This is a genomic window from Polaromonas sp. P1_F4 (assembly GCF_056405675.1).
The window spans coordinates 46,735-72,382 of record NZ_JBFUBP010000012.1; the positions used below are offsets into that span (position 1 = coordinate 46,735).

Genomic DNA, 25,648 nt, shown 5'->3' on the forward strand with positions numbered 1-25,648 from the left:
GCCTCAGCTTGCGGGCGCACACTTGATCGATGCCGGCTTACCGGCTAAGATTGACGTTTACGTAAACGTCAATCAACAGATTACAGATCGACGGCCCTGCCGCCCGCCCGGAGACACCCATGACCGACATGTCCGCTGAATACAAAGCGCTCGCCAGCTACCGCCCCACGCACAAGGTACGCTTCATCACGGCAGCCAGCCTGTTCGACGGTCATGATGCCGCCATCAACATCATGCGGCGCATCCTGCAGAGCATGGGCGCGGAGGTTATCCACCTGGGCCACAACCGCAGTGTGGACGAAGTGGTCACAGCCGCCCTGCAGGAGGACGCGCAAGGCATCGCTATCAGCTCCTACCAGGGCGGGCATGTCGAGTACTTCAAGTACATGGTGGATTTGCTCAAAAGCCGCGGGGGCGAGCACATCCAGGTGTTCGGCGGCGGGGGTGGCGTGATCGTGCCGCCCGAGATCCGTGAACTGCACGCCTACGGCGTCACCCGCATCTACAGCCCCGAAGACGGCCAGAAGATGGGCCTGGCCGGCATGATCGGCGAGATGGTCATGCGCTGCGACAAAGACCTGACAGGCTTCGCGCCCAAGAACGTCAAGGCCATCGAAGGGCACGGCGAGATGAACTGGCGTGCGCTGGCGCAGCTGATCACGGCGCTGGAGAACGGCAAAGCCGATGCCGCGCTGGTTGACAAGGTGCGCACGCAAGCCTCCACTCGCAAAATTCCCGTACTGGGCATTACAGGCACCGGCGGCGCCGGCAAGTCTTCGCTCACCGACGAGCTGATTCGCCGACTTCGGCTGGACCAGAACGACAAACTGCGCGTGGCAATCATCAGTATTGATCCGTCTCGCCGCAAGAGCGGTGGCGCACTGCTCGGCGACCGCATCCGCATGAACGCGATCAACCCCTGGACTGTCCCCCTGGCAGGGCAGAAGAACGCCGACAGCGGCCAACGCGTCTTCATGCGCTCACTGGCCACGCGTGACTTCGGCTCCGAAATCAGCCAGGCCCTGCCTGACGTAATTGCCGCCTGCAAATGCGCAGGTTTCGACCTGATCGTCGTCGAGACCTCCGGCATCGGACAAGGCGACGCCGCCATCGTTCCGCATGTGGACGTGCCCATGTACGTGATGACGCCCGAGTTCGGCGCCGCCAGCCAGCTCGAAAAGATCGACATGCTGGACTTCGCCGAATTCATCGCCATCAACAAGTTCGACCGCAAGGGCTCACTCGACGCCCTGCGCGATGTCTCCAAGCAGGTGCAGCGCAACAGGGAAGCCTGGGGCACGCCGGCCGACAAGATGCCGGTCTTCGGCACCATGGCTGCGCGCTTTAACGACGATGGCGTGACGGCCCTCTATCAGGCACTCAAGCCGCGCCTGGCCGCGCTGGGCCTGGCGCTTGAGGGCGGTGTGCTGCCCGCGGCCGAAGTGCGCCACAGTACCAACCAGACGCCGGTGGTGCCGGCCGCGCGAACGCGCTACCTGGCCGAAATCAGCGACACGGTGCGCGGCTACAAAAAACGTGCCCGCGCGCAAGCCCAACTGGCACGCGAGGTGCAGCAGCTCAAAGCCGCGGCCTCCATGCTCAAGATCGACAAGCCCGACCGCGCGCCCGCTGCCGAAGCCGCGCTGGACCTGGCCGGTCACCGCAAGGCCCGTATGGACGCCGATGCGCGCGCCCTGCTGGCCCAATGGCCGGACATGCAGGCCGCCTATGCCGGCGACGAATACGTGGTGAAGATCCGCGACAAGGAAATCCGCACCGCACTGACCACCAAATCACTCTCCGGCACCACCATCCGCAAGGTGGCATTGCCGCAATACGAAGACCACGGGGAAATCCTCAAGTGGCTGATGCTGGACAACGTGCCCGGCAGCTACCCTTACACCGCCGGCACCTTTGCCTTCAAGCGCGAGGGTGAAGACCCGACCCGCATGTTCGCCGGTGAAGGCGACCCTTTCCGCACCAACACCCGCTTCAAGCTGCTCAGCGAAGGCATGGCGGCAAAGCGGCTGTCCACCGCGTTTGACTCGGTCACGCTTTACGGCAACGACCCGGCGCTGCGCCCTGACATCTATGGCAAGGTCGGCAATTCGGGCGTGTCCATCGCCACGCTGGACGACATGAAGGTGCTCTACGACGGCTTTGACCTGTGCAGCCCGTCGACCTCGGTCTCCATGACCATCAACGGGCCGGCGCCGACCATTCTCGCGATGTTCATGAACACGGCCATTGACCAGAATCTGGAGAAGTTCAAAAAGGACAATGGCCGAGACCCGACGGCAACCGAGGCCACGAAGATTCGCGAGTGGGTGCAGGAAAACGTTCGCGGCACCGTGCAGGCCGACATCCTGAAGGAAGACCAGGGCCAGAACACCTGCATCTTCTCGACCGAGTTCAGCCTGAAAGTCATGGGCGACATCGCCCAGTACTTTGTGCACAACCGGGTGCGCAACTTCTACAGTGTTTCCATCAGCGGCTACCACATCGCCGAAGCCGGCGCCAACCCGATCAGCCAGCTGGCCTTCACGCTGTCGAACGGCTTTACCTTTGTCGAAGCCTACCTGGCTCGCGGCATGCACATCGACGACTTCGCGCCCAATCTGTCCTTCTTCTTCAGCAACGGCATGGACCCGGAATACACGGTGATGGGCCGCGTTGCGCGCCGCATCTGGGCCGTGGCCATGAAAGAGAAATACGGTGCCAACGAACGCAGCCAGAAGTTGAAATACCACATCCAGACCTCGGGCCGCAGCCTGCACGCACAGGAAATCCAGTTCAACGACATACGCACCACGCTGCAGGCACTGATCGCCATCTACGACAACTGCAACTCACTGCACACCAACGCGTTTGACGAAGCCATCACCACGCCGACGGAAGAGTCTGTGCGCCGAGCCATGGCGATTCAGCTCATCATCAACCGCGAATGGGGCCTGGCCAGGAACGAAAACCCCTCACAGGGCGCTTTCATCATTGAGGAACTCACCGAGCTGCTCGAAGAAGCCGTTCTGCTGGAGTTCGAACGCATCGCCGAGCGTGGCGGCGTGCTGGGTGCGATGGAAACCGGCTACCAGCGCGGCCGCATCCAGGACGAATCCATGCACTACGAGATGCTCAAACATACCGGCGAGCTGCCCATCATCGGCGTCAATACCTTCCGCAACCCGCATGGTGATGCGGTACAAGACAAGCTGGAGCTCGCTCGCTCCACCGAAGAAGAAAAACAGAACCAGCTCAAGCGCCTGGACGACTTCCATCGCCGCCACGCGGCCGAGTCACCCGCCATGCTCAAACGCCTGCAGCAGGCCGTGATTGAGAACCTCAATGTGTTCGAGGTGTTGATGGAGGCGGTGCGCGTCTGCTCGCTGGGGCAGATCACTAATGCGCTGTTTGAGGTGGGTGGGCAGTACCGGAGGAATATGTAAATCGCCGGGGGCTGCTATTACCCAACTGATCAATGGCAAATTATTTGAGCTATTGACGGATCCTGCCAGCACTGGTAACGATGGATAACTCGACGAAGCTGGAGCCAGAGTGCTGTCCGGGTTTAAAGCTGATCGAGTAACCACCAAGGTCAAAATTACTCATGCTGTCCAAGGCTAGAACGGTCCCCTCGCGGCTGGGCCTGCTGCCTTGGCGGCGTATCGCTTCAGAAATGACGCGAGCGGCAATATAGCCCTCCATCATGGCGTAGCTCACAGGCACTTCCAGGTTGGGTGTCTTGGCAGCGGTCTCAGTAAATTCCTTGACTAGTTGACTGGAGACCTTGTACGGACTTGGCGTCACTTGGGCGATAGCCACACCTTGCATCTGCTCCGGAGACAGTCGTTTCGAGAGTTGCTCGATGTCGGCGCCCGAATGCGAAAGCAGTTGAGCCGCGCCACCTGCGATACGGTACTTCTCAATAAAGCCGGCCGCAGCAGACCCGCTGGAAACCATGATGATCGCTTGCGGCTGCATGTTCATGAAAGTGTCCACGGCATCAGTGACGCTGACCGTATTAGCGACGTAGGAGGCGCGTCCCTCGATAGTCGCTCCCGCTTTTCTGGCCGCATCCTCGGCCGCGGCAATGACCGAAGTCGAGCCCGGCCCAGCCTCATGGAAAAGCCCCAGGCGCTTAATCCCGACGGTAGCCAAATGCTCGATGAGTTTGGAAATCTCCTCGCGCAGGCCTGCCCGCACGCTATACAGGTAGGGAGCGCCCGGCTGAATCTCCGAAGTACGGTAGCCCACCAGAGCGATCTTTTCTTTTGCCAAAATTCCCGCAGACACCAAGTCTGCAACATTCTTGCCGCCAAAGTAGCCGGCCAGGACCTGCGGCTTATCTTCAGCAATCATCTGCTTGGTCAAAGTGACCGTGTCGTCGGGCCTCCCGCCATCATCCTTGCGCAAGAGTGTGAACTTATGACCGTTGATGCCGCCGACCTTGTTCATGGCGTTGAAATGCAATTGCATGCCGGCGGCGTAAGCGCGGCCCTGACCGGCCTCCGGCCCTGACATGGGGCCGACTTGGCCCACTATGATCTCTGCGGCGAGTACCGGACCGGCTCCCGTCACAAGGGCGCCCACGGCCAGTGCCATCAGGGCCTTGGCGAAAGCCGACGATAAACAACGGTGGTGCATGATGAGAGTTTCCTTTGTGCCGCGAATCTGACGGACTTGGGTATCGATCAGTGGTCAACCTGCTGCAACACGGTCATTTCCAAACGCGGACTCTCCGTTGCCAGCGCCGCTTCGACTGTGATCCGGGCGGGGGAACCGTCGGGTTCGGGCCCGCCTGAGCAGGGCTGGATTCCATGGATCAAGGAAGGGGGCTCGACCCGCCTCCTCGTGGACGGCCGAAACGCGTGCCGTCATCGACCCGGGCTTCGAACTGCAGCTGTGCCAGCAGTTGGCGAACCTTGACACCTTGCGGTCGAGCCAGGTTGTCGCGAAGCGTTGCCGCCCGCTCTTCCGGAATAATGCCCGTGGTGCATTGTTCGAATTTGATTTGCCGCTCCAACGGCGAAAATGGATTCAGGAATGACCCTTTGGCGTGGTGAACCACGCGCTCCAGGCGTCGTCCGTCCTTCAAGGTTACGACTGTGGTGTGGGGGAGCAGCTGCGTTGCGGTTTCTACGCGTGTCGAATCCAGGCGCATTTCGACGCGTGGCATGAGGCGACGGGTCACGTCGTCTTGCACCGCTTTCGGCGTGAAGTCAGCCAACGTGACCGTGCCATAACGAAGCATCGTTGCCACCGCGTAGGGCATGGAGAACATGGCCTCGCGCGGATCCCGGGGCTCCGGGTATTTGAGGTTCACCAGGTTGACGCGCCCGACCAATGTTTCGACGCGCTCCACGTCCTCCATGCAGAATCGGTGTTCCGTGGCCAAGGCTTGCAACGCGTCCAGACAGCGGTGTGTGGACGCACAGTTGGGATACAGCTTGAATCCCAGGCCGTGGCTGTCGATCGCCAGCGGGCCATCGTTGACTGCAGTCATGGACCGCCAGTCGGCCGCCAAGCCCCCAGCATAGAGTGCGCCAAACCCATGCGGGCCTTCCAGGGCTTTATCGCTGCCGGTGACACCCGATGCTGCAAGCGATGCGGCCAGCACACCGCCTTGCGCCGCCAGTCCGGCATGTACGGGTTTCGTGTCAGTGCCGAACTGGACCTTGGGTCCAGCCGCCATGGAAACGGCCAAGCTGAGAGCGTGCGTCATCCTGCCAGCGTCCAGCCCAAGCAACCTGGCGCAAGCGGCTGCGGCAGCAATTACACCAATGGTTTGAGTGCCATGCCAGCCTTTTTCGGCATGGGACCGGTCCATCGCCATCCCGACGCGGGCCATCACCTCGCTTCCGACGATCAGCGCGTCCAGCACGGCGTCCAGCGTGGCATCAATCTCGTGGGCTTGCGCCAGGATGGCTGGGATCACGGCGCAGCCAAAATGGCCACCGGCGACGAAAAACATCTCATCCAGCTCCCGCGCATGGGCGGCCGTGCCGTTGGCCAGCGCACTGAAGGCGGCACAAGTCCCGGTGTTGCTACCCACCACCGGGACCGGTCCCGCGACACGCAATCCCGCCCGCACCGAGGCGCAAACCGGGTCCCCAGCACCTGCCACCATGGCGGCGATGGTGTCCTCCAGGGAGTGCTCTGCCGTGCGTAAGGTGGATTCACCCCATTGATTGGGAACCGTGGCAGCCCAGTGCGCGAGAACCTGGGTAGCGGGGACGGGGGAACTGAACATGCTTGTCCTTGGGGTCTGTTTTGGTATGTGGTTGCGCCTGTCAGCGCATCCTTGTGTGAAGTGAATAGCCGAAACGCAACAGCAGGCCTACGCGAAAGGCCAGGCACATTCAGTCAAGCTTTACTCCGGCTTTGCGGATCACGTCACCCCACTTTTTCGCCTCGCTGTCAATATGCGTCTTGAAAAACTCGGGGGTTCCTCCAAGCGCGACCTGCCCCACTTGCGCGAATTCGGCTTTGGTCGCAGGTGCCTGCAGCCAGTTGTTGATCTCACGGTTCAGGCGCAGGATCACGGGCCGAGGCGTGCCCGTCGGTGCCACAATGCCGCCCCAGGCCACCACCTCGAAGCCTGCAATGCCCGCCTCTTCCATGGTCGGCACGTCGGGCAGCAGCGCCGAGCGACGTTTACTGGTAACCGCGAGCGGACGCACCTTGCCCGACTGGATCGCGCCCACCATGGACGGCAGGTTGTCAAACATGAAGTCGATCTGCCCGCCGATCAGGTCGGTCTGCGCCTGCGGGGCCCCGCGGTAGGGAATGTGGCTGAAGCTGATGCCGGCTTTTTCCTTGAGGATTTCGCCGCTGAGGTGACTGGTGGTGCCGTTGCCGCCGGAACCCATGGTCAGATTGCCCGGGTGGCTCTTGGCATAGACGACCAAGTCACGCACCGAGGCGATGGGCAGGCCATGGCGGACCACCAGCACATTGGGCACCTGCGAGAGCACGGCCACCGGCGCCAGGTCTTTATCGGGGTTGTAGGGCATCTTGGAAATCAGGCTGCGGTTGATGGCCATGGTCACAATATTGCCGAAGCCCAGCGTGTAGCCGTCGGGCTTGGCGGTGGCCACCGCCTGCATGGCAATGGTGCCTGCCGCGCCGGGGCGGTTCTCGACGATCACCGCTTGTTTGAGTTTGTCCTGAAGGTAGTAGGCCAGCTTGCGGCTGGTCTGGTCGGGCGTGCCGCCGGCGGCCGAGGGCACGATCAGTTTGATAGGCTGGGTGGCGGGCCAATCCGCCGCCAGGGCGGTGCCAGCCAGCGTGGCCGCCGCCAGCAGCAGTACAAGGCGCGCTTGAAATTTCGACATCTATGACTCCAACTTCTGTTCTTGAGGGGCCGCCCACTGCGGCGCCCTGAATATCTGACATGCGCGCCGGCCTGTCCAACGGAATAAACGCATGCCCCCCTGCATTTATTTCATGCCCGCATAGCCTTTTTCATTGCGGGCGAACGGATGCCATGCCAATAATGGCCGCACCCACCATGAAATATCCGACGCAGCGCCACCTGCCCTCCATCGTCAACCTCAACACCTTCGAGGTGATTGCACGGCGCCTGAGCATCACTGCAGCAGCCGATGAACTGGGCCTGACGCAAAGCGCGGTGAGCCGCCAGCTGTCGGACCTGGAGAGCTTTGTCGGCGTAGCGCTGTGCCGGCGCACAACTAGCGGGATGGAGCTGACGGTTGACGGTGCCAGCTACCTGCGGCGGGTGCGAACCCTGCTGGACGAGCTGGAGTCAGCGACCATCGCCGCGTCCATGGGCTCCATGCCAGGCAAGATATTGCGGCTGTCTGTGCCCACCACCTTTGGCACGCTGTGGGCCATGCCTCGGCTGTGCGCCTTCGCCATCGCGCACCGGCAAATCCAGCTGGACGTGGCCACGCATACCGGGCCCATCAGCATGCGCGACTCGGGGCTGGACGCGGCCATCGTCTACTGCGAAGGGCCGGAGCCCGGCTGCGTGGCCGACCTGCTACACCCCCTGCACTCCTTTCCTCTTGCGGCGCCCACGCTGAGCCGGCTGGCGGCGCCGCTGACGGGCACGCAAATGGCAGCGCTGCCCTTGCTGCACCAGAGCATGGTGCCCAACTCATGGCCGGCCTACCTGCGGCAGCTGGGCGCGTCTGTAGAAGTCCCGATGCCGGGTGCCCACTACGGTCTGCTGTCGCTTGCATTAACGGCAGCGGAGGCCGGTCTGGGCGTCGCACTGGCGCCGGACTATGTGAGCGCATCGGCACTGCAGACCGGGCGCCTGGTCAAGCTGAATGACAAGCCCTTTATTTCGCCGCGCAGTTACTTTCTGGTGACGACGAACGAGCGCGCCAAGGCGCCCGTGATCCAATCGCTGCGCCAGTGGTTGACGAGCCAGTCGCCGCCAGCCCCTTGAGGCTCCGGCGGTGGCCAGCTGAATGAGGCCGAGGCGGCGTGGTCCAGGAGACTGATCAACGCGCAAAGTTGCCGCTCCAGGCCAATCACACCAGAGACGCCGGAGAGTGCGATGGGCCAAGTCAAAAATTCCGTCGAAGTCCACCTCAATGGTGAGGACCCCAGGGGCCTTCCCAAAGCGGCATCGCCGGATTCGTACCCAGCGTGCGTTTTGCCTCGGCCCTGGTTTTGGCCGCGTTGACCGGTTTGACATTGTGGTCCGGCACACGCAGGGTTTGCGTTTGGCTGGCTGGAATGACCGGGCGGCCGGCGGCAACGTCTGAGGCGTGTAGGCCGGTTGTTGTCAAAGCGGCTGCCAGGCCAACAGATGCAAGGGGTCGCAAGATCAGGACCAACATTTGAAGCCTCCCGTAGTGAATCATCGTCACTGCAGAGCAGCATGCAAAGGACGTGCCAGAACTCCGGCCATCGTGTTTCACCGTCACGGTTTTACCCCAGGCCTAGTGGTCCGCTGTCCCGGGGTCGCAGCGGCCCTTGCCACAACCCCCATATAGAGTCAAAGCTTCAGCGTCAGCCGCCTCCAGGCGCCTTCGAGCTGATCCTGCACCAGCGCCCCGCCGTCAAAGCTAAGCGGGCGTTGCTCTGTCGCCGGCAGCAGCAAGACCAGGTTGGCTTGCACGGGCGGCCGTGCGCCCTCACGGAGCACTGCGATGTGCAGGCCTTGCGCGGTGGACTCAACACGCAGGCGCCACTGCCCATAAGCACCGCTGCGCCAGGCTTGGCTATGGCCGTCGTCTTCAAAACAGTTTGCTTCGAAACTTCCCGCACCCTGATGGGGAAAGACCTGGAAGCCGCGCAGATCTTCGACCGCTGCGAAATGGATCTCTCCCAGATTCAGCGGTACGGCGCAGCCTTCGCGTGCCAGCAATGGGGGCGGGCCATCCAGCGGCGCATCCAGCGTGATCCACTGGCCGGCTTTCACGTACCGCGCGGTGTGCGCCTCGTACCAACCGCCGGTGCCGGGCAGCCACACGCGGCGCTCGGTCTGGCCGGGCTCGACCACCGAGGCCACCAGCAAATGGGCGCCCAGCAGCATGTCGTCGTTTTCTTCCAGGCAGTGCGTGTCTTCCGGGAAGTCGTGGTACGTCGGCCGGATGATGGGTTCGTAGGCGCTGTGGTAACGCCATACCAGGTCGTACAGGTAAGGCATGAGCCGGTAGCGCAGGCGGATCAGCTCGCGCACCTGGGGCGTCACCTCGGGGTACATCCAGGGTTCATTGACGGTTTTGTCGTCGTTCCACGAATGGATGCTGAAGCGCGGGAGGAAGATGCCGTGCTGCACCCAGCGCAGCAGCAACTCGGGCCCCGGCGCAGGACCGGAAAAACCGCCTATGTCGTGCCCGGTGTTGGACACGCCCGACATCGCCAGGCCCAGGCCCATGCGGATGTTGTAGCGCAGCGTTTCCCAGGCCGTGTAGTTGTCGCCCGACCAGGTCTGCACATAGCGCTGCATGCCGGCGGCGCCTGAGCGCGACACCAGGTAGGGCCGCTCCGCGGGCGCGAACTCGGTCTGCGCGGCATGCGACGCCTGCATCATCAGCAAGGTCTGCAGCGGGCGCACCTCGCGCGCGGGACGCGGCATGCCGAAGCCGTGGGCCAGCGCCTTGTCGCTCCAGATTTCGTACTCGTTGTTGTCATTCCAGGTGGCGGGGATGCCGTATTCGAGCAGCTGCTCGGTCACCTGCTTCTTCCACCAGGCGATGGTGGCGGGGTTGGTGAAGTCGAGGTAGGCGCCGGTGCCGTCCCAGAACTGTATGGCGGTGGGCTGGCCATCCGGATCGTTGACAAGAAGGCCAGCCTGGCGGGCTTCCTCGAAACGCGGATGGTCGCGCAACAGCGCGGGCTTGATGTTCGGCACCAGGCGCACACCGCGGTCGAGGTAGCTCTGCACGAAGGCCACCGGGTCGGGGAATTTTTCGCGGTTCCAGTTGAAGACGTAGCGGCCTGGGCCGATCGAGGTGTAGCCCGACGATAGATGAAAGGAGTCGCAGGGAATATCGTGCTCTTCGCAACGTTCGAGGAACTCGCCCATGCGCTCCTGCGCATTCGGTGCGTCTGTGTAGCTCATGGTCGAACCCGAATAGCCCAGCGCGTAGCGCGGCGGGAAGATGGGCCGGCCGGTGAGCCAGGTGTAGCGGCGCGTGATGGCGGCCGGGTCGGCGCCGGCGATGTAATACAGGTCGAGGTCGCCGTGGTCGGCCACAAAGTAACGGTAGTGGCCGTGGTAGTTGTCCATCTCCCGGCCCATGTCGAAGCTGCAATCGGACAAGGTGTCATAGAACAAACCGAAACACAGGCCGGCGTCTTTTTCACCACCTTTGCGCGTGATGTAGAACGGGATGTGTTTGTACAGCGGGTCGGTGCTGCGTGCGCTGTAGCCCATGGGATCCAGGTTGCACATGCGGTAGCGCTGGCCGGCGCGGTTGGCATCGCCGGCGCGCTCGCCCAGGCCGAAGTAGGCCTCGCCGCGATCACGCTGCAGGTAGTGGTAGACCTTTTCGTCCCACCAGCCGAAGTTGTAGCTTTGCGTGGAACGATCGGCGGCGCTGGCCTGCCAGGGGCCCTGGTGCCGGCTTTCCCAGCGGCAGAAAAAACCTTTGAGCGCGACGGTCAGGCGCACGGCGCCGGTGGTGACCTGCAGCTGTTTGCCCTCTTCCTTGAGCTCGAACGCGGGCAGCGAAAAGCCGCTCACGTCGAAGCGGTCGCGGCCTTCAACAGGCAAGTTTTCAAGCCCAGGCGCCACGGTCCAGCTGCGCGGCATCTGCAGCCGTCCTTGCGGCAGCACCAGCACACGAACGATGTCTTCTTCGAGGACCCAGATGTGGGCAGTGGCGCCACTGGCGCTGTTCAGGATGAGGTGGTTGCCGCTGCGCGATTGCAGGGCGAAAGTGGGAGCTTGGTCAAGGCGCATGGTCGGCTGGTCAATGTTTCGGGTGGCGCAGGTTCAAAGACGCAAGCCGTTCTGGTCGAAGAAATGCAGGTGCTCTGCGGGTGCGGTCACCTTGACGGTGTCGCCGCGCTGGATGTTGGTCTGCCCGCTCAGGATGATTTCAAAAGGCGCATCGGGCACCACGTTGCCATGCAGGATGCTGGTGCTGCCGAGTTGCTCGACCTGCGACACCTTCATCTCCAGCGGACCGTCGTTGGTGAGCTGCGCATGCTCGGGCCGGATGCCCACGGTGTGGGCTCCGGGCCTGGCGCCAGGCATCTGCGCCACCGGCACGAAGTTCATACGCGGGCTGCCGATGAAGCCGGCCACAAACTGGTTGCAGGGCCGGTTGTACAGTTCCAGCGGCGAGCCGACCTGCTCGATGCGGCCGGCGCGCAGCACCACGATCTTGTCGGCCATGGTCATGGCCTCGACCTGGTCGTGTGTCACGTAAATCATGGTCGCGCCCAGGCGGGCATGCAGGTCGCGGATCTCGGCGCGCATGGAGACACGCAACTCGGCGTCGAGGTTGGACAGCGGCTCGTCGAACAGGAACAGCTTGGGTTCGCGCACGATGGAGCGGCCTATGGCCACACGCTGGCGCTGGCCGCCGGAGAGCTGGGTGGGCCTGCGCTGCAGCAGCGGCGCGAGCTGCAGCATGGTGGCGGCGGCATTGACCTTGCTCTCGATCACGGCTTTGGCCACGCCCAGGTTTTCCAGGCCGAAAGCCATGTTGTCGTAGACGCTCATGTGCGGGTAGAGCGCGTATGACTGGAACACCATCGAGCAGCCGCGGTGCGCGGCGCTCACGTCATTGACACGCTGGCCGTCGATGCGGATGTCGCCGGCGCTGGCGGGCTCCAGCCCCGAGATGATGCGCAGCAGCGTGGATTTTCCGCAACCCGAGGGGCCGACGAAGACCACAAATTCACCGTCGGAAACGGTCAGGTCCACGCCATGGATGATGGTGGCTTTGTCGAAGGTTTTGACGACGCTGGTGAGTTCAAGAGTGGCCACGGGAGAGTCCTTGGTTATTTGACGCCGGCACTGGCGATGCCTGTGGCGATGTATTTCTGCAGGAAGGCAAAGACCAGGGTGATCGGAATCAAGGTGATCACAGTCATCGCCAGCAGGTAGTGCCACTGCGTGTTGAGTTCACCCTGGAAGGCATTGAGCGCGAGCTGCAAGGTGAAGTGCTCCGACTTGGACAGCACGATCAGCGGCCACAGGAAATCGTTCCAGCGCCACATGAACGAGAAGATGGCCAGAACCGCCATCGCCGGAGCGGCCAGCGGCAGGATGATCTTCCAGTAGATGCGCCACTCGCTGGCGTTGTCCATGCGAGCGGCCTCCAGCAGCTCGTCGGGGATGGTCAGCATGTATTGGCGCAGCAGGAACACGCCGGTGGGCGTGGCCACCGCAGGCAGGATCACACCCCAGAGGTTGTTCAGCAGATTCAGTTCGGAGATCACCAAAAAGGCGGGCACCAAAATGATGGTGGGCGGAATCATCAGCGTGGCGATGATCAGCACGAACACCGTCTTCTGCCCGGTGAACTGGTACTTGGACAGCGCGAAGGCCGCCATTGAATTGAACAGCAACGTGAGGATGGTGGCCACCACGGTGATGAACACGCTGTTCCACAGATAAGTGCCGAAGGCGAATTTGCCGAACAGCTCGGTGTAATTGCCGCCGGCGAATTTAAGCTCATTGACCGGCTTGCGGTCGTTGATGTTCACGCGCAGTTCAGTCTGCGGCGCCGCGGGGTCGACCATGGTGGCGACCAGGCCGATGCGGCGCACCTGGGCCAGTTCGCGGATGTTGCCCTGCTCGTCCTTGGCACGGAACAGCGGCAGGGGCTTGTCGTAACCGGCCACCACCGCCTCCTTCTGGCTGTAGGGCAGAAAGGTCGGTGGGAACTGGCTGAGCGCGCTTTCGGTTTTGAACGACGACATCACGAGCCAGAGCACCGGGCCGAACATCACGATGAGGCCGGCCAGCAGGTAGGCGTAGGAGACCCAGTCGGTCCAGTGCAGGCGGGTGCCGCCGTATTTGTGGCCCTGTTTGTCAGAGTACGTGCGGGTGAGGAAATTGGCCATCGCTTTTTCCTTACTTTTTGATTTTTCCGGCCTCGCCGGCTTTGGACAGCCGCAACTGCGCAAGCGTCAGGCCCATCAGACCCACGGCCAGAATCAGCGAGGCCGCGGCTGCCAGGCCATACAGGTGGATCTGCTCGGCAAAACCGGTCTGGTAGATGTACTGCACGATGAAGGTGGTGGCCGAGCCCGGGCCGCCGCCGGTGAGCACAAACACTTCGTCAAAGCTCTGCACCGCGCGGATCATCACCAGCACCAGCACCACGATCAGGTTGGGCATGAGCAGCGGTAAGGTGATGCGCCGCAGTACGCGAAATGGCGGCGCGGCGTCCATCTCAGCGGCTTCGTAAACGTCTTTCGGAATGGCCTGCAGGCCGGCCAGCAGGATGAGCGTGTAAAAGCCCATGTGGGCCCAGATGGATACCACCACCACCCAGAAAAAAGCCCAGTGCCGGTCCAGCAACCAGTCCATCGGTGAGGCACCCATGGCCACCAGGCCGGCATTGAACACGCCCTGGCTTTGCAGCAACCACTTCCAGATCAGCGCCACCACCACCGGCGACAACAACACAGGGTAGAAGAACACGCCGCGCCAGAAACCACGGCCTATGATTTTTCGGTTCAGCACCAAGGCCGTCACCAGCGAGAAGAACACCATCAACGCCACCTGGATCAGGCTGAACTTCACCGTGTTGGCAATGGAGCGCCAGAAGATGTCGGTGCGGCAGGTCTGCAGGTCGGTGTAGTCGCGGCATTCAAGCAGGATGGCGAAATTCTCCAGCCCCGTGAAAGGCCGCTGCGTGGGCAGCAGGTTCACCCCGCCCGTGACCGCATACACCAGGTTCACCACGATAGGTAAAAAGGTGAAGATGCTGATCACCACCAGATTGGGGCCGACAAAGAGCCAGCCTATGCGCGAGGCGCCCAGCCATTTCTGGCCCAGCCGGAAGATCGGCTCGAACAGGTTGAACAAAAAACCCAGGAAGGTCGAAAAAACCGACATACCGACTCCGATCTACTGTCAAAGCACCACCTGCGCCCCAGTCTTACGCCAGGGGATACCGCGGAACTGGCTCCGCCAGGCCGCAGGTATCGCCCCCTGCAAGGGGGGAGGCACGCACACAGTGCGCGCCACGGGGGTGTACAACTACTTCTCGGCTTGTTTGACCGCCTCGGCCATGTCGGTCCCGATCTTCATCACGGCCTCGTCCACGCTGATTTCTCCCACGATGGCCTGGGTGACGCGGGTCACGGTCGGCAGCATCAAGGCGCGGTTGTACTTGTAGCCTTGCAACGCGTAGGCCGGCGGCGCGATGGTGGCGGTGCCGCTGGTGAACACGCCCAGTGCGGCGCGCGCCGCCGGGCCGGCGCTCGGGTAGTCCACGCCTTTTTTGGCCACGCCGGCATGCGCTGGGATGTTGTTGGTGCGCGAAGCGAATTCGGCGACGTTGGCCTCCTGCGCCATGAAGTCCAGGAAGCGGCCCACTTCCTTCGGGGACTTGGTGGTTTTGAGGGCCACCCAGGCCGCGCCGCCGGGCATGCCCGAGCAGGCAGCAGGGCCGCAGGGGTTGGGCACGGCGACCCAGTCGAAGGCGTTGCCGATTTCCTTTTGCATGCGGTTGATCTGCCAGGAACCCGACAGGATCATCACCACGCGGCCGTTCTTGAACTCGCCCACCGCATCGGCATAGCTGGAGCCGCCCGAGCCGCCCCAGACGTCTTTCAGCATGGTGCCGTCCTTGTGCCAGGCAACGAATTTGCCCACGGCGGTCTTGTAGCCGGCGTCCACTGTGAGGTTTCCTTTGGCGTCGAAAATCTTCGCGCCGTAGCTCACGGCAGGGCCGGCGAAGCGGTGGCCGGAACGGTCCCAGGCCATGGCGGCCGGGGTCTGCGTGGCCTTGGCCACCTTGCGCGCCGCGTCGGCCCACTCTTCCCAGGTGGCCTTGGGGCCGGGCATGGGCACCTTGGCCTGCTCGAACAAGGTTTTGTTGACGAAGGGGCCGGTCATGGTCATTTGCGACAGGAAACCGTAGATGCCCTTGTCGCCCGCCTTGTTGCGCATCCAGGGCAAGGTGCTGCCGAAGTTGTCTTCCCAGTACTTGCGGTCCTTCACATGGGCGCTGATGTCGATGTAGTTCTTCGACAGGCCGCCGATTTCGGCGACACGCGCGATGTCGGGCCCCTGCCCCGCCGCGAGCTGGACAGGCAACTGCTCGACCACCGTCTTGTAGGGCACCACGTCCAGGATCACCTTGGCGCCGGCGTTCTGGGCCTCATAACGCTTGATGAGGTCGGCCGTGACATCGCATTCATTGCCGTCCTGGTAGCACATGACACGGATGTCGGCGAAGGCGCTGGTGGCCAGCGTGGCGACGGCGGCACCCAGGAGGCCGGCCCGCGTGGCGCGCCTGGCGAGAAAACGAAGCTGGAAGTTCATGGTTGTCTCTTTCTGGAAAAAAACGAAGGTGGGGCCGATCGGTCGTCGGCTTCAGGAATGCGCGTCGTCGGCCGGCGCAAGCGACGCCCAGCCCGCATGGCCGGGATGGGTGGCCGCGGCGCTGTAGATCGCCGCGATCACCAGCAGGAGTATCGGCAGAGGCTCGCCGTCGCTGTGCGTACTGCTGGAGGTGAAAACCATGTCGTCCTGTGCCGTTGTGTTGCGATCGTTGGCGGTTTTGGCTATTATGGCAAACGTTTGCCAACGCTTGGCAATCGTTTGCCATACTTGTCAGTGGCGGCTTTCTCGGTTATATGTTGGTTATATGTTTTGTCTTTGGCCCGCACTGAACGGGCCACCGGTCGGCCACCTGCCCTCGCCCCTTGGCCCCTTGTTTTCCCAAAATACGACCCATTGATGCTTCGCTTTCCACTCGCCGGCCTACCGCCTGGCCATCCGCATGACCGGCCTTCGCGCCAACCCGACATTCGCTGCGGCGTCCAGACCCGGCAGGCCTGCCGCCCGCACCGATGACCGACGACACCCCGCGCAGGCGCAAGGGCGTCGGCCCGGTTTCGCTGAGCGAAGTCGCCGTGCAGGCCGGCGTCTCAATCTCCACCGTCTCGCGCATCGTGAACGGCGAGACCCGGCGGGCTTCGCCGGAAACCCTGGCACGCGTGCGCGAGGCGATCAAGACCGTGGGCTACCACCCGAACCAGCTGGGGCGCGCGCTGCGCAGCCGTGAGAGCCGCCTGGTCGCGATGCTGGCCGCCAACCTCGACAACCCGGTGATGGCCACGCTGGCCGCCTCCACCGAGGCCGCGCTACGCGAGGCCGGCTACACGATGATCCTGTGCGACACGCACGACCGGCCGGAGCTGCAGGACGACTATCTCAACGCCATGCGTTCGCAGGTCGTGCAGGGCTACGTGATGGTCGCGGCCCAGCCCAGTGCCGGCCTGCGCGACTTCGTGGAGCGCGGTGCGCCTATGGTCTTCGTGAGCCGGCGCAGCCCGTTCGGCACATGTTCCTTCGTGGGGCCCGACAACCTGGCGGCCGGCGCCGCCGCCGCAGACTACCTGCTCGACCGCGGCATCGACGCGCCGGCCGTGGTATTTCCGTCGCGCGGATCGTCCACGACCAGGGAACGCGTGCAGGGCTTCTGCGAGCGGGCCGGCGCCAGAGGCTTGTCAGCCGACCGGATCCGTCGGGTAGAGGCCCCGGGCATCTCGCACCTGGAAATCGGCTACGCCGCCGGGGCCCAGTTCGCGGCGCCCGGTGGCTGGCCGCGTGGCGCGATGTGCATCAGCGACCAAGTCGCCTATGGGCTGCACCGCGTGGCCCGTGAGAGCGGGATCCGGGTGCCCGGCGACTGCGAGCTGGTCGGCATCGACGGCAACCCGATCAATGCCTGGCTCGCCCCGTGGCTCACCTCGGTCGAAATTCCGCATCAGGACTTCGGACCGGTCATTGTGGACCTGATGCTGAGCCTGTGGGGCGGCGAAGCGCCACGCGAACGCCTCATGCCGCACCGCATGGCGGCTGCGCTCAAGACCTGAAACCGGCCAGGCCTGCGCCGGATGCGTCACGCGCCGGGCTTAGGCCTTTTCCAGATCACGCCGTCCACCAGGTAGTGATGGAAGTTCACGGTGAAATGCAAAATGAAAACGGCGGGCAAGCCTAGCCAGATCAGTTGCTGGCCGGCCACCGACAGTGCTTCGTACATCACCGCGCCCAGCACCAAGCATACGGTCAGGTATTTGGCCGCATTTTTGAATGGCTTGACCAGGCGCTGAATATCCTGACTGCCGATGGATCGTTGGCCGTCCGCGCCCGACAACTGCGCATCACGGCGCACATTCTGCAGCCATACAAACTGCAGGTATTGCAGGTTGTGCCAGATATTCACCACCAGCCATCCCGACGTGATGTCCGTGACCCACAGGTAAGCGACTGCCATGACAAGCAGGTGCGATGCCACAAACAGGCAATGCCCCACGTTGAGTCGCCCTGCCAGCGCAAGGCGCACCTGCCGATACCCCCACCATGCGCACACAAACACGGCGACGATGCCTGTTGCGCCTGTCAGCGCGGCGTCCACAGGCGGAAGGTAGATGGGGTAGCCAAAGAAGAATTCGGGGGTCGCGGTACACCGGTGCATCAAGCCCCAAAGCGGAAAGAGGTAGATCAGGCTTTCCGACAAACGATCTGGGCCTGCTGCCCGCGGGTCGGCCCTTCTGTACGCCCTTGCAATGCCGAACGACTGCCGGGTGACATGGTAGGTCTGGGCAATGAAGTACAGGGTGAACAGGCCGCCCAGCTCATAGGCCAGCGCGACCATCGTGACCCCGACAAGCACGATGGGCGGCAAACCAAAAATCAGGAACCAGTGCCTTTTGACATGGGCTTTGTCAAACCCGATGCGGGTATAGGTCGCAATGACGTGGGGGCTGGCAAACAACCAGATATCGACCAGTACCACCGCCACAAACATCGCGGGCGAGATGGTCGCCAAAGCACCCAGTACCAGTGCGATGCCGGCTGTGCCAAAGAGGAACAGCCTGTCAAACCACGGACCGTAGAGAAACGGGCCATGATTGGCGGTACCGACCGGCCAGCGCAGGTTCATGTCACCGGCAGAATAACGGGAGGTGGCCGCGCTGAGCCGGGGGGAACGTATTTTGGCGGCAGGGTGAACTGGGTTCCTGGCCGAAGATTGCGTTCCGTCGACGCCTTGATCTGCTCGTATGCGCTGTTGAGGCCGGCCTCAAACCGCGAAGCCAGCGTCAGCCTGCCGGGCATGGCAGACAAACCAGCGGGCGGCAATGTCTGGTAGGGGTCATACAACGGCCTGGCTTCGCAAGGGTAGCAGAGCCCATCGGCATCAAACTGGCTCCCGAAGTGAATGGAATAGACCACCCCACCGGGTTTATCGCCGTCGATGGGAAATGAAAATGCCACAATGGAATCGGAGGCATCGGCGGCAGGATTGCCGTCGCGCAACAGGATGAATCCGGCATCAGTGAGGGCATGGACCCACTCCCGCTTCAGATCCGGCAGTTTGACCTTGACGTAGGAGTTGTTGTAAGCCCAGCGATTACGCTCTCCGTCCCATGCGTTTTTGTAATCAAACCCGCGCTGGGGATCCAGGTAGTTCAGGGATTTGTTTTTAATGGACGAATACGCTTGGTCGATGTCCGGGTAGAGCCTGCTGCTCAGATCGTACTGGACCATCCATGGAAATTTCCCGATGTCCGTTTCGTCCTGTATTTTTCCCCATCGCAAAAAACAGTTCATGCACCGGCCATTGACAACGGTGCCGTCTACCTTGAATCCAAAAATCACAACGCCGTATTTGCCATTCTTGTCCACGGGATAAGAAAATCGAAAGACCGTGGCGCTGTCTGCGTCTTTTTTGGCGGCAAGCAGGGTGAAGCCGGATTCCACAAACGAATCAGTCAGGATTTGATTCAAATCCTGCACTTTGATGTTTTTGTAGATCGCCATCGGGAAAGCGTTCGGCGTTCCTATCTGCCTTGTTGCAATCGGATTTGCAAGCTGCTGGGCGCTTGAAATGGAAAAACATCCCAACCCCAGGATCAATGCCAGGAAAACTGCAATTCTGGACAACATTTTTCGGTACCCCCCGTTGACGTTATCCATGGATTAAACATCATGGCCGTCTTCCATCAAGAGGAGTTTTTATCTGGATTGGATACCGCATCGAACCCAATGCACCGAACGCCAGCCATTTTGGCCATGAAAAAAGCGCCCGAAGAGGCGCTTTTTTCATGGATGCGACCCGGGGCCGCATCAGCAGACCGGCTCAACCCTGGTGAGGGCGCTTGCCTGGGTTCTTTTTGCTGCGGGTGTGCGAACCGCGCTCCAGGCTGATCTTCTGGCCGCGGCCGGTTGTGATGGTGTAGCCCTTGGGAGGGACTGGCTTGGGGGCGCAGATGTCGGCTTCGACTCTGATTTTCTTGGGCATGGAAGACTCCGGGTTAAAAATGGCGTAGCCCGTGATTTTAAGCCACTCCGGGGCTGCAGGCCTCCGCCGGGCTTATCAGGCGTACAAGGCGGCCGGCGCCTGCTCCCGGGCACGCTGTGTTTGGGCCGCCGCCAGCGCCCGCGCCACGGGCTCCCAGGTGCTGGCATAAGCCGGCAGCGCATCGGGCGAAAAGGCGGTGTGCGGCCAGTCAGAACCCCATACCATGCGCGGGCCGAACAACCCCGCCACCTTGCGGATGGCCTCGTCCAGCGCCCCATAAGGCGCGATAGCGCCCAAGCGGTACCAGCCCGAAAGCTTGACCCAGGCGCCCTGGGCGGCGAGCTGCTCCAGCGCCCGCCAGGCCGGGTGGTCAGTCGCAACGCCCGCGTGCATGCCCGCGAGGTGGTCCAGCACCGCCGGCACCGGGGTGGCGGCATGCAGGGCCGCGATCACGGGCAGGTCTTCAGGCGTGGCATACCACTGCACATGCCAGCCCAGCGCGCGCAGGCGCGGTGCCAGGGCCTGGAAGCCGTCCAGGGCACTTTGGCCCGCCCCGGCCTTCAGGCTGTCCCCGACGGGAGACACCAGGTTAAAGCGCACACCCCGCACGCCGAAGTCATGCATGGCCTGCAGCGCCGCATCATCGATGGAGGGCGGCAACACCACCACGCCGCGATGACGGCCGCCCCCGGCGCGCAAGGCGTCGAGCAGCACCGTGTTGTCGGTGCCGTAGACGCTGGGTTGCACCAGCACCAGATGACCGAAACCGTGGTGTTGGGCCAATTGCTCAATGTCTCCCAGCGGCCGGTGCGCGGGCTGGTAGTGGCCCGGCGCTACAGCCGCAGCGGCGTCAAATACGTGGACATGACTGTCCCAGCCAGGCGCCACCGGGTCAAGCGCGGATTTTTGCACCGGCTTATCCCGCAGTGATCTTGCGGTCCCTCACGATGCGGCCCCATTTGAGCTGCTGCGCCTTGAGAAAGGCCTGAGTCAGCGCCTCGGGACCATCCGGAAACACCTCACCGCTCAGGCTGCGGATGCGTCCGAGCACCTCGGGGTCGGCCATGGTCTTTCGGATGGCGGCGATCAGCGCGGCCTTGCTTTTGGCATCGATGCCCACGGGCGCCAGCACCGGGTTCCATTCGAGCACTTCATACGCCGGCACGCCGGCTTCTTCCATGGTCGGCATGTCCGGCAGCGCGCGCGTGCGGCGCCGGCTGGTCACCGCCAGCGGTCGCAAGCGGCCCGACTGGATCTGCCCCAGCGAGGAAGCCACATTGGCGAAAAACAGCGGCACCTGGCCGGCCATCACGTCGTTCATGGCCGGGCCGCCGCCGCGGTACGGCACATGCACCAGCTTCACGCCGGCCAGGTCTTCAAACAGCGCGCCAGCCAGGTGCTGGGCCGAGCCGTTGCCCGAAGAGGCATAGGCAATCTGCCCGGGTTTGGCCTTGGCCAGGCGTATCAGGTCCTTGACGCTTTTGGCCTCAAAACCGGGCGTGCACACCAGCACGTTGGGGAACTGCGCCAGCACGGCCAGTGGCGCGAAAGCCGTGTCAGTGTCGTAGGGCAGCTTGGGATAAAGCGCGGGATTGACGGCGAAGGACGAGGCATCGACCAGCAACTGCGTGCCGTCGGGCACGGCGCGCGCCACCTGCGTCGCGGCGATCTGGCCGCCGGCGCCGGGCTTGTTGTCGACCAGCACGGTCTGGCCCAGGAACTCCGCCATGCGTGGCGCGATCAGCCGCGCCATCAGGTCGGCGCCGCCGCCCGCGGCATAAGACACAACCAGCGTGATCGGCTTGCCGCCGGCGATCTGGCCCGCGGCATGGGCGGCAAAGGCCCAGGGTGCGGCGACGGCCGCGCCCGCGGCCTGCAGCACGAGGCGGCGCGAGCGGTTCAGGGGTTGCGCTTTGTTTGCAGGGCGGTTGCTTGGGTGTGACATGGTTTTCTCCGGTTTCGGTGATGGGTCTGGGCGTTCAGGTGATGGTGACGGTGTAGTGAAAGGCATGGGCATCGCCCCGCGTGTAGCGCACTTCGACGCAATGGCCGGCCAGGTCGTAGGCGCAGCGCGTGACCAGCGCGCACGGATGGCCGGCCGACAAGGCCAGGTGGCCGGCCTGCGCCGCCGTGAGCGCGCCGAAACTGATTTCATCGACCGCGCGGGCCACATGCACGCCGCAGCGCTCGGCAAACATCGGGTAGAGCAGGTCGCCCCAGCTGCCGGCGTCGCCCTCGGCGAGCCCGGCGAACAGGGCCGGCGGCAGCCAGATTTCTTCATAAACACAGGGCTGGCCCGAGAGCGAGCGCACGCGTTGCAGCCGCAGCGCCATATCACCGCGCGCCAAGCCCAGGCGCCGCGCAACCTCGGCGGGCGCGACCAGCAGCCGGCGCGAGACGATGTGCGAGGCCGGCACTTCACCCGTGCCCTCGCCGAAGCGGAAAAACCGCATCATGGTGCCGCCCGTCATGCCTGCGCGCACAAAGGTGCCGCGGCCATGGATGCGCTCTATCAACCCCTGGTCAGCCAGCAGTTCCAGCGCGCGGCGCAGCGTGCCCAATGCCACGCCGTGCTCGGCGGCCAGGGTCTGCTCGGCCGGCAAGGCGCTGCCCGGCGGCCATTCGCCCGCCACCACACGTGCGCGCAAGGCCGCGGCCAGCGCGGCATAACGGCTTTGGCCCGGTTCGGCGGGGACCACAGTGAGGATGGGCTTATGCATAATTGATCTAGTCCTATAGATGACTAGATCATGTCATGCGTCCCCGCATCTGTTCTCAGGGTTTTCACGTAGTTTTCGGGGCCAGGAGCGGCCTTCTCCGAAAAAAAAGCGGCGCCCATCAGGGCGCCGCCTCTATGCGGAGAAGCAGCGAACCACTTACTCGATGGTCGCACCGGAAGCCTGCACAATGCCCTTCCACTTGAGGTAATCACTCTTGAGCAGCGCGGAAAACTGCTCGGGCGTCATGTTTTGTACCTCAGCGCCTTGCGCGTGAATGGCAGCCTTCATTTCGGGTGTGGCCAGCAGCTTGTTGACCTCGGCATTGACCGTGGCAACGATGTCTTTGGACGTGCCGGCCGGCATGAAGAGGCCATACCAGGTGCTGACGTCAAAGTCCTTGTAGCCCAGTTCGGCCACCGTGGGTACATCCGGCAGCGAGGTGCTGCGGCGGGCCGAGGTGACGGCCAGCGGGCGCAGCTTGCCCGATTTGATCTGGGCGATGGCCGAGGGCAGCGAGGACACCATGAGGTCCACGTTGCCGGCCAGCACGTCCATCATGGCCGGGTTGGAGCCCTTGTAGGGCACGTGGCGCAGCTTGATGTTGGCGGCGCTGTTGAAGATCTCGCCGGCCAGGTGGATGGTCGTGCCGTTGCCGGGCGAACCGTAGGTGATGGAGTCAGGCGCGGCTTTTGCTGCCGCCACCACGTCGGCCAGGGTCTTGAAGCGCGACTGCACGCCCGTGACGATCACGACCGGCGTGTAGGCCACGTGGGCCACTGCCACCAGGTCTTTGGTCGGGTCGTAGCTGAGGTTCTTGTAGAGCCAGGGGGCAACAACCAGGTTGTCCTTCTGGCCCATGACCATGTCATAGCCCGTGGGCGCTGCGCGTACGGCTTCGGCAATGCCGATGGTGCCGCCGGCGCCGCCGCGGTTGTCGGGCACCACGGTCCACTTGCTGGCCTCCGTCAGTTTGGTGGCCACCAGGCGCGACAGGATGTCGGTGCCGCCGCCGGGCGGAAACGGAACGATCAGGCGTATCGGCTTGGCCGGGTATGTCTGGGCCTGCGCGGCAGAGAGTACGAGCGCGAGAGCGATGAACGACAAAAACTTGCGAAGCATGGGGAAGGTCTCCTTATGGGGCTTGCAAGCATAAGGCGAATGAAAAAGACGCACTCGCTTACAGCCGGTTTGACCTTCAATTTTATTCGCCGGCCTGTCTATACAACGTGGCGGTGCCGCGCGGCCCGGCCGTGATCCGCGGGGTCCGGCGTCTCGATCGGCGATGCCCTGGGCGGGCTGCAGCGCCTGCCCTGCACCACCAGTGCCCCCGCAAGCGCCGCTTATGATCAGCCCTTTAAAAAATAAGGGAGGCCTTGCATGTCATCAAACTCTTCTGCCGCGCCGTCCATGGTGCGCACCGGCGCCAAAGCCGGTGTGGCGTTTGCCAGTTCTGTCGCCATGGGAGGTTTGCTGGCTTTCCTGCTGGGCGGTGGCGTGTTCTTCTTCTACCTGAGCCGGCTGTCCGGCCCTGGCATGCCCGCCGCTGCGCATGCAGGCGGCGCCGGCGCCATCCTCGCCTTGCTGTTTTCACCGCCATTGCTGGTCAGCATGCTGCTGCTGGCCTTTGTTCCGATTTACCTGATGCTGGGCGTGGCGCGCGGCCGCAGCCGGGCCATACAACAAGTCGTGACGGGTCATGGAGAGGCCATGTCGCAGTGCTTGACAGACACGATTGCCGGACGTATCGAGGCCATGCCGCGAACCAAGGGTGCACTCGAACGGGTGTCGGAGATGCTGTCGGCCGATGCCATCGGTCAGCAATTGGCGCCCGTGCTGGGCCAGGGACGCGCCGTGCGCGGCATGATCAATTTCGTGGTGAACCGCTTGCCGCTGGCTGATGTACTGGCGCAATGGCAGCAGGCCCGCGCCGCCGAGGCCGCACCTGCGCCAGCACCAGGTTCGCCTGACCCGGTGTTGCGCACTCTGCTCGCGCAGCGTATTGGCCAGACGCTTCAGGATGCCGCCACGCCTTCCCGCAAGCCGCTCTACATCGCCATGGCCGTCCAGGCGGCCTTGCTGGCAATAGGGATATGGCTGACGCGTTGACCCCTGGAAAGGTCTAGATCATCTCCAGCGAGGTGGCGCGGGAAGGCGGCTTGAACAACACATCCAGTTCAGCCAGTTGTTCATCACTGAGCCGGATTTGCGCTGCCGCGGCGTTCTCGCGCAGCCGTTCCGGATGGCTGGTTTTGGGAATCGCGATGACGCCGTCCTGCGCCAGCACCCAGGCCAGCGCCGCCTGAGCGGGTCGCATGCCGTGGCGCACGGCGAAGCCGGTCAGGCCTGCATGGCGCAGAAGGCGCGCCTGCTCGATCGGTGAATACGCCATGACCGGCACGCTGCATTCGCGCAGCCAGGGCAGCAGATCCCACTCAATGCCGCGGCGCGTGAGGTTGTAAAGCAGCTGGTTGGTTTGCACGCCCTGACCACCGGGTACTTTCCACAACTCCTGCATGTCGGAGAGGTCAAGGTTGCTCACGCCGTAATGACGGATCTTGCCGGCTTTTTGCAGCGCCATCAAAGCCTGCATGGTTTCGGCCAGCGGCACCGAACCCCGCCAGTGCAGCAAGTAAAGGTCAATGCGGTCGGTGCGCAGCCGCCGCAGGCTGCGTTCGCACGCGGCCACCGTGCCCGCCTTTGAGGCATTGTGCGGATACACCTTGGTGACGATGAAGGCTTCATCACGCCGTCCCTGCAGCGCCTCGCCAACAAGCTCTTCGGCCAGCCCCTCACCGTACATTTCCGCGGTATCAACCAGCTTACAACCCAGGTCCAGGCCCAGTTGCAGGGTCGCGAGTTCGTCGGCGCGCCGCGCCGGCACATCGCCCATGTTCCAGGTGCCCATGCCCAGGGCGGGAACGGCTTCGCCGCAGGGCAGCAATACGCTTTTCATGCAAACCATCTTAGCGCCGCGCAGTCCTGAACGGTGCATTTCAGTGATGCGGA

General features: G+C 63.2%; 22 protein-coding genes. 4 read left to right on the plus strand and 18 right to left on the minus strand.

Going from position 1 to position 25,648, the window contains the following annotated elements; translation table 11 throughout:
* Positions 1-119: 119 nt before the first annotated feature.
* On the plus strand, positions 120-3,443 hold the full coding sequence (icmF, locus tag AC1DYQ_RS20055; protein ID WP_477688265.1) for a fused isobutyryl-CoA mutase/GTPase IcmF: 3,324 nt from the start codon (positions 120-122) through the stop codon (positions 3,441-3,443).
* A 49-nt stretch (positions 3,444-3,492) separates the two neighbouring features.
* Here icmF and AC1DYQ_RS20060 read toward each other — a convergent pair whose 3' ends face one another.
* The 3 genes from AC1DYQ_RS20060 to AC1DYQ_RS20070 form a co-directional block, all read right to left on the minus strand.
* On the minus strand, positions 3,493-4,641 hold the full coding sequence (locus tag AC1DYQ_RS20060) for an ABC transporter substrate-binding protein (RefSeq protein WP_477688266.1): 1,149 nt from the start codon (positions 4,639-4,641) through the stop codon (positions 3,493-3,495).
* Positions 4,642-4,819: 178 nt separating this feature from the next.
* Positions 4,820-6,247 (minus strand): MmgE/PrpD family protein, encoded by a 1,428-nt coding sequence (locus AC1DYQ_RS20065; RefSeq protein WP_477688267.1) that lies wholly within the window; start codon positions 6,245-6,247, stop codon positions 4,820-4,822.
* A 109-nt stretch (positions 6,248-6,356) separates the two neighbouring features.
* Positions 6,357-7,331, minus strand: coding sequence for a Bug family tripartite tricarboxylate transporter substrate binding protein (locus AC1DYQ_RS20070; RefSeq protein ID WP_477688268.1), 975 nt, complete (start codon positions 7,329-7,331; stop codon positions 6,357-6,359).
* Positions 7,332-7,507: 176 nt separating this feature from the next.
* On the opposite strand from AC1DYQ_RS20070, the gene AC1DYQ_RS20075 reads away from it, so the two are divergent.
* On the plus strand, positions 7,508-8,413 hold the full coding sequence (locus AC1DYQ_RS20075; protein ID WP_477688269.1) for a LysR substrate-binding domain-containing protein: 906 nt from the start codon (positions 7,508-7,510) through the stop codon (positions 8,411-8,413).
* 145 nt (positions 8,414-8,558) lie between these two features.
* Here AC1DYQ_RS20075 and AC1DYQ_RS20080 read toward each other — a convergent pair whose 3' ends face one another.
* From AC1DYQ_RS20080 to AC1DYQ_RS20110, 7 genes are all read right to left on the minus strand, one after another.
* Positions 8,559-8,810, minus strand: a complete 252-nt coding sequence (locus tag AC1DYQ_RS20080) for a hypothetical protein (RefSeq protein WP_477688270.1) — start codon at positions 8,808-8,810, stop codon at positions 8,559-8,561.
* A 158-nt stretch (positions 8,811-8,968) separates the two neighbouring features.
* Positions 8,969-11,383, minus strand: a complete 2,415-nt coding sequence (locus tag AC1DYQ_RS20085; RefSeq protein ID WP_477688271.1) for a TIM-barrel domain-containing protein — start codon at positions 11,381-11,383, stop codon at positions 8,969-8,971.
* Positions 11,384-11,416: 33 nt separating this feature from the next.
* A complete protein-coding gene (locus AC1DYQ_RS20090) occupies positions 11,417-12,418 on the minus strand; it encodes an ABC transporter ATP-binding protein (protein ID WP_477688272.1) in 1,002 nt (333 codons plus the stop codon).
* A 14-nt stretch (positions 12,419-12,432) separates the two neighbouring features.
* Complete coding sequence (locus AC1DYQ_RS20095; RefSeq protein ID WP_477688273.1) at positions 12,433-13,500, minus strand: carbohydrate ABC transporter permease; 1,068 nt, start codon at positions 13,498-13,500, stop codon at positions 12,433-12,435.
* Between the two features lie 10 nt (positions 13,501-13,510).
* Positions 13,511-14,500, minus strand: coding sequence for a carbohydrate ABC transporter permease (locus AC1DYQ_RS20100; RefSeq protein ID WP_477688274.1), 990 nt, complete (start codon positions 14,498-14,500; stop codon positions 13,511-13,513).
* Positions 14,501-14,644: 144 nt separating this feature from the next.
* On the minus strand, positions 14,645-15,934 hold the full coding sequence (locus AC1DYQ_RS20105) for an ABC transporter substrate-binding protein (protein WP_477688275.1): 1,290 nt from the start codon (positions 15,932-15,934) through the stop codon (positions 14,645-14,647).
* Positions 15,935-15,985: 51 nt separating this feature from the next.
* Positions 15,986-16,135 carry a hypothetical protein gene (locus AC1DYQ_RS20110; RefSeq protein ID WP_477688276.1) on the minus strand — a complete coding sequence of 50 codons (150 nt, stop codon included), beginning with the start codon at positions 16,133-16,135 and terminating at the stop codon, positions 15,986-15,988.
* Positions 16,136-16,464: 329 nt separating this feature from the next.
* On the opposite strand from AC1DYQ_RS20110, the gene AC1DYQ_RS20115 reads away from it, so the two are divergent.
* On the plus strand, positions 16,465-17,493 hold the full coding sequence (locus AC1DYQ_RS20115; RefSeq protein WP_477688277.1) for a LacI family DNA-binding transcriptional regulator: 1,029 nt from the start codon (positions 16,465-16,467) through the stop codon (positions 17,491-17,493).
* Positions 17,494-17,519: 26 nt separating this feature from the next.
* Here AC1DYQ_RS20115 and AC1DYQ_RS20120 read toward each other — a convergent pair whose 3' ends face one another.
* From AC1DYQ_RS20120 to AC1DYQ_RS20150, 7 genes are all read right to left on the minus strand, one after another.
* The gene (locus tag AC1DYQ_RS20120; protein WP_477688278.1) at positions 17,520-18,563 is read right to left on the minus strand and encodes a hypothetical protein; all 1,044 of its coding nucleotides are present in this window, start codon (positions 18,561-18,563) and stop codon (positions 17,520-17,522) included.
* Positions 18,560-19,597 carry a hypothetical protein gene (locus AC1DYQ_RS20125; RefSeq protein ID WP_477688279.1) on the minus strand — a complete coding sequence of 346 codons (1,038 nt, stop codon included), beginning with the start codon at positions 19,595-19,597 and terminating at the stop codon, positions 18,560-18,562. Before AC1DYQ_RS20125 ends, AC1DYQ_RS20120 begins: the two co-directional genes overlap by 4 nt.
* 163 nt (positions 19,598-19,760) lie before the next feature.
* Positions 19,761-19,922: a hypothetical protein gene (locus AC1DYQ_RS20130; RefSeq protein ID WP_007863796.1), complete on the minus strand. Its 162-nt coding sequence runs from the start codon at positions 19,920-19,922 to the stop codon at positions 19,761-19,763.
* 75 nt (positions 19,923-19,997) lie between these two features.
* The gene (locus AC1DYQ_RS20135) at positions 19,998-20,834 is read right to left on the minus strand and encodes an amidohydrolase family protein (RefSeq protein WP_477688280.1); all 837 of its coding nucleotides are present in this window, start codon (positions 20,832-20,834) and stop codon (positions 19,998-20,000) included.
* A 4-nt stretch (positions 20,835-20,838) separates the two neighbouring features.
* Entirely contained in the window at positions 20,839-21,867 is a 1,029-nt protein-coding gene (locus AC1DYQ_RS20140) for a tripartite tricarboxylate transporter substrate binding protein (protein ID WP_477688281.1), read from the minus strand.
* Positions 21,868-21,901: 34 nt separating this feature from the next.
* Positions 21,902-22,642 (minus strand): GntR family transcriptional regulator, encoded by a 741-nt coding sequence (locus AC1DYQ_RS20145; RefSeq protein ID WP_477688282.1) that lies wholly within the window; start codon positions 22,640-22,642, stop codon positions 21,902-21,904.
* A 156-nt stretch (positions 22,643-22,798) separates the two neighbouring features.
* Positions 22,799-23,761, minus strand: coding sequence for a Bug family tripartite tricarboxylate transporter substrate binding protein (locus AC1DYQ_RS20150; RefSeq protein WP_477688283.1), 963 nt, complete (start codon positions 23,759-23,761; stop codon positions 22,799-22,801).
* 258 nt (positions 23,762-24,019) lie between these two features.
* Here AC1DYQ_RS20150 and AC1DYQ_RS20155 point away from each other — a divergent pair, with 258 nt between their 5' ends.
* A complete protein-coding gene (locus AC1DYQ_RS20155) occupies positions 24,020-24,748 on the plus strand; it encodes a hypothetical protein (protein WP_477688284.1) in 729 nt (242 codons plus the stop codon).
* Positions 24,749-24,761: 13 nt separating this feature from the next.
* Here the strand turns inward: AC1DYQ_RS20155 and AC1DYQ_RS20160 are convergent, their stop codons facing one another.
* A complete protein-coding gene (locus tag AC1DYQ_RS20160; protein ID WP_477688285.1) occupies positions 24,762-25,595 on the minus strand; it encodes an aldo/keto reductase in 834 nt (277 codons plus the stop codon).
* Positions 25,596-25,648 lie beyond the last annotated feature (53 nt).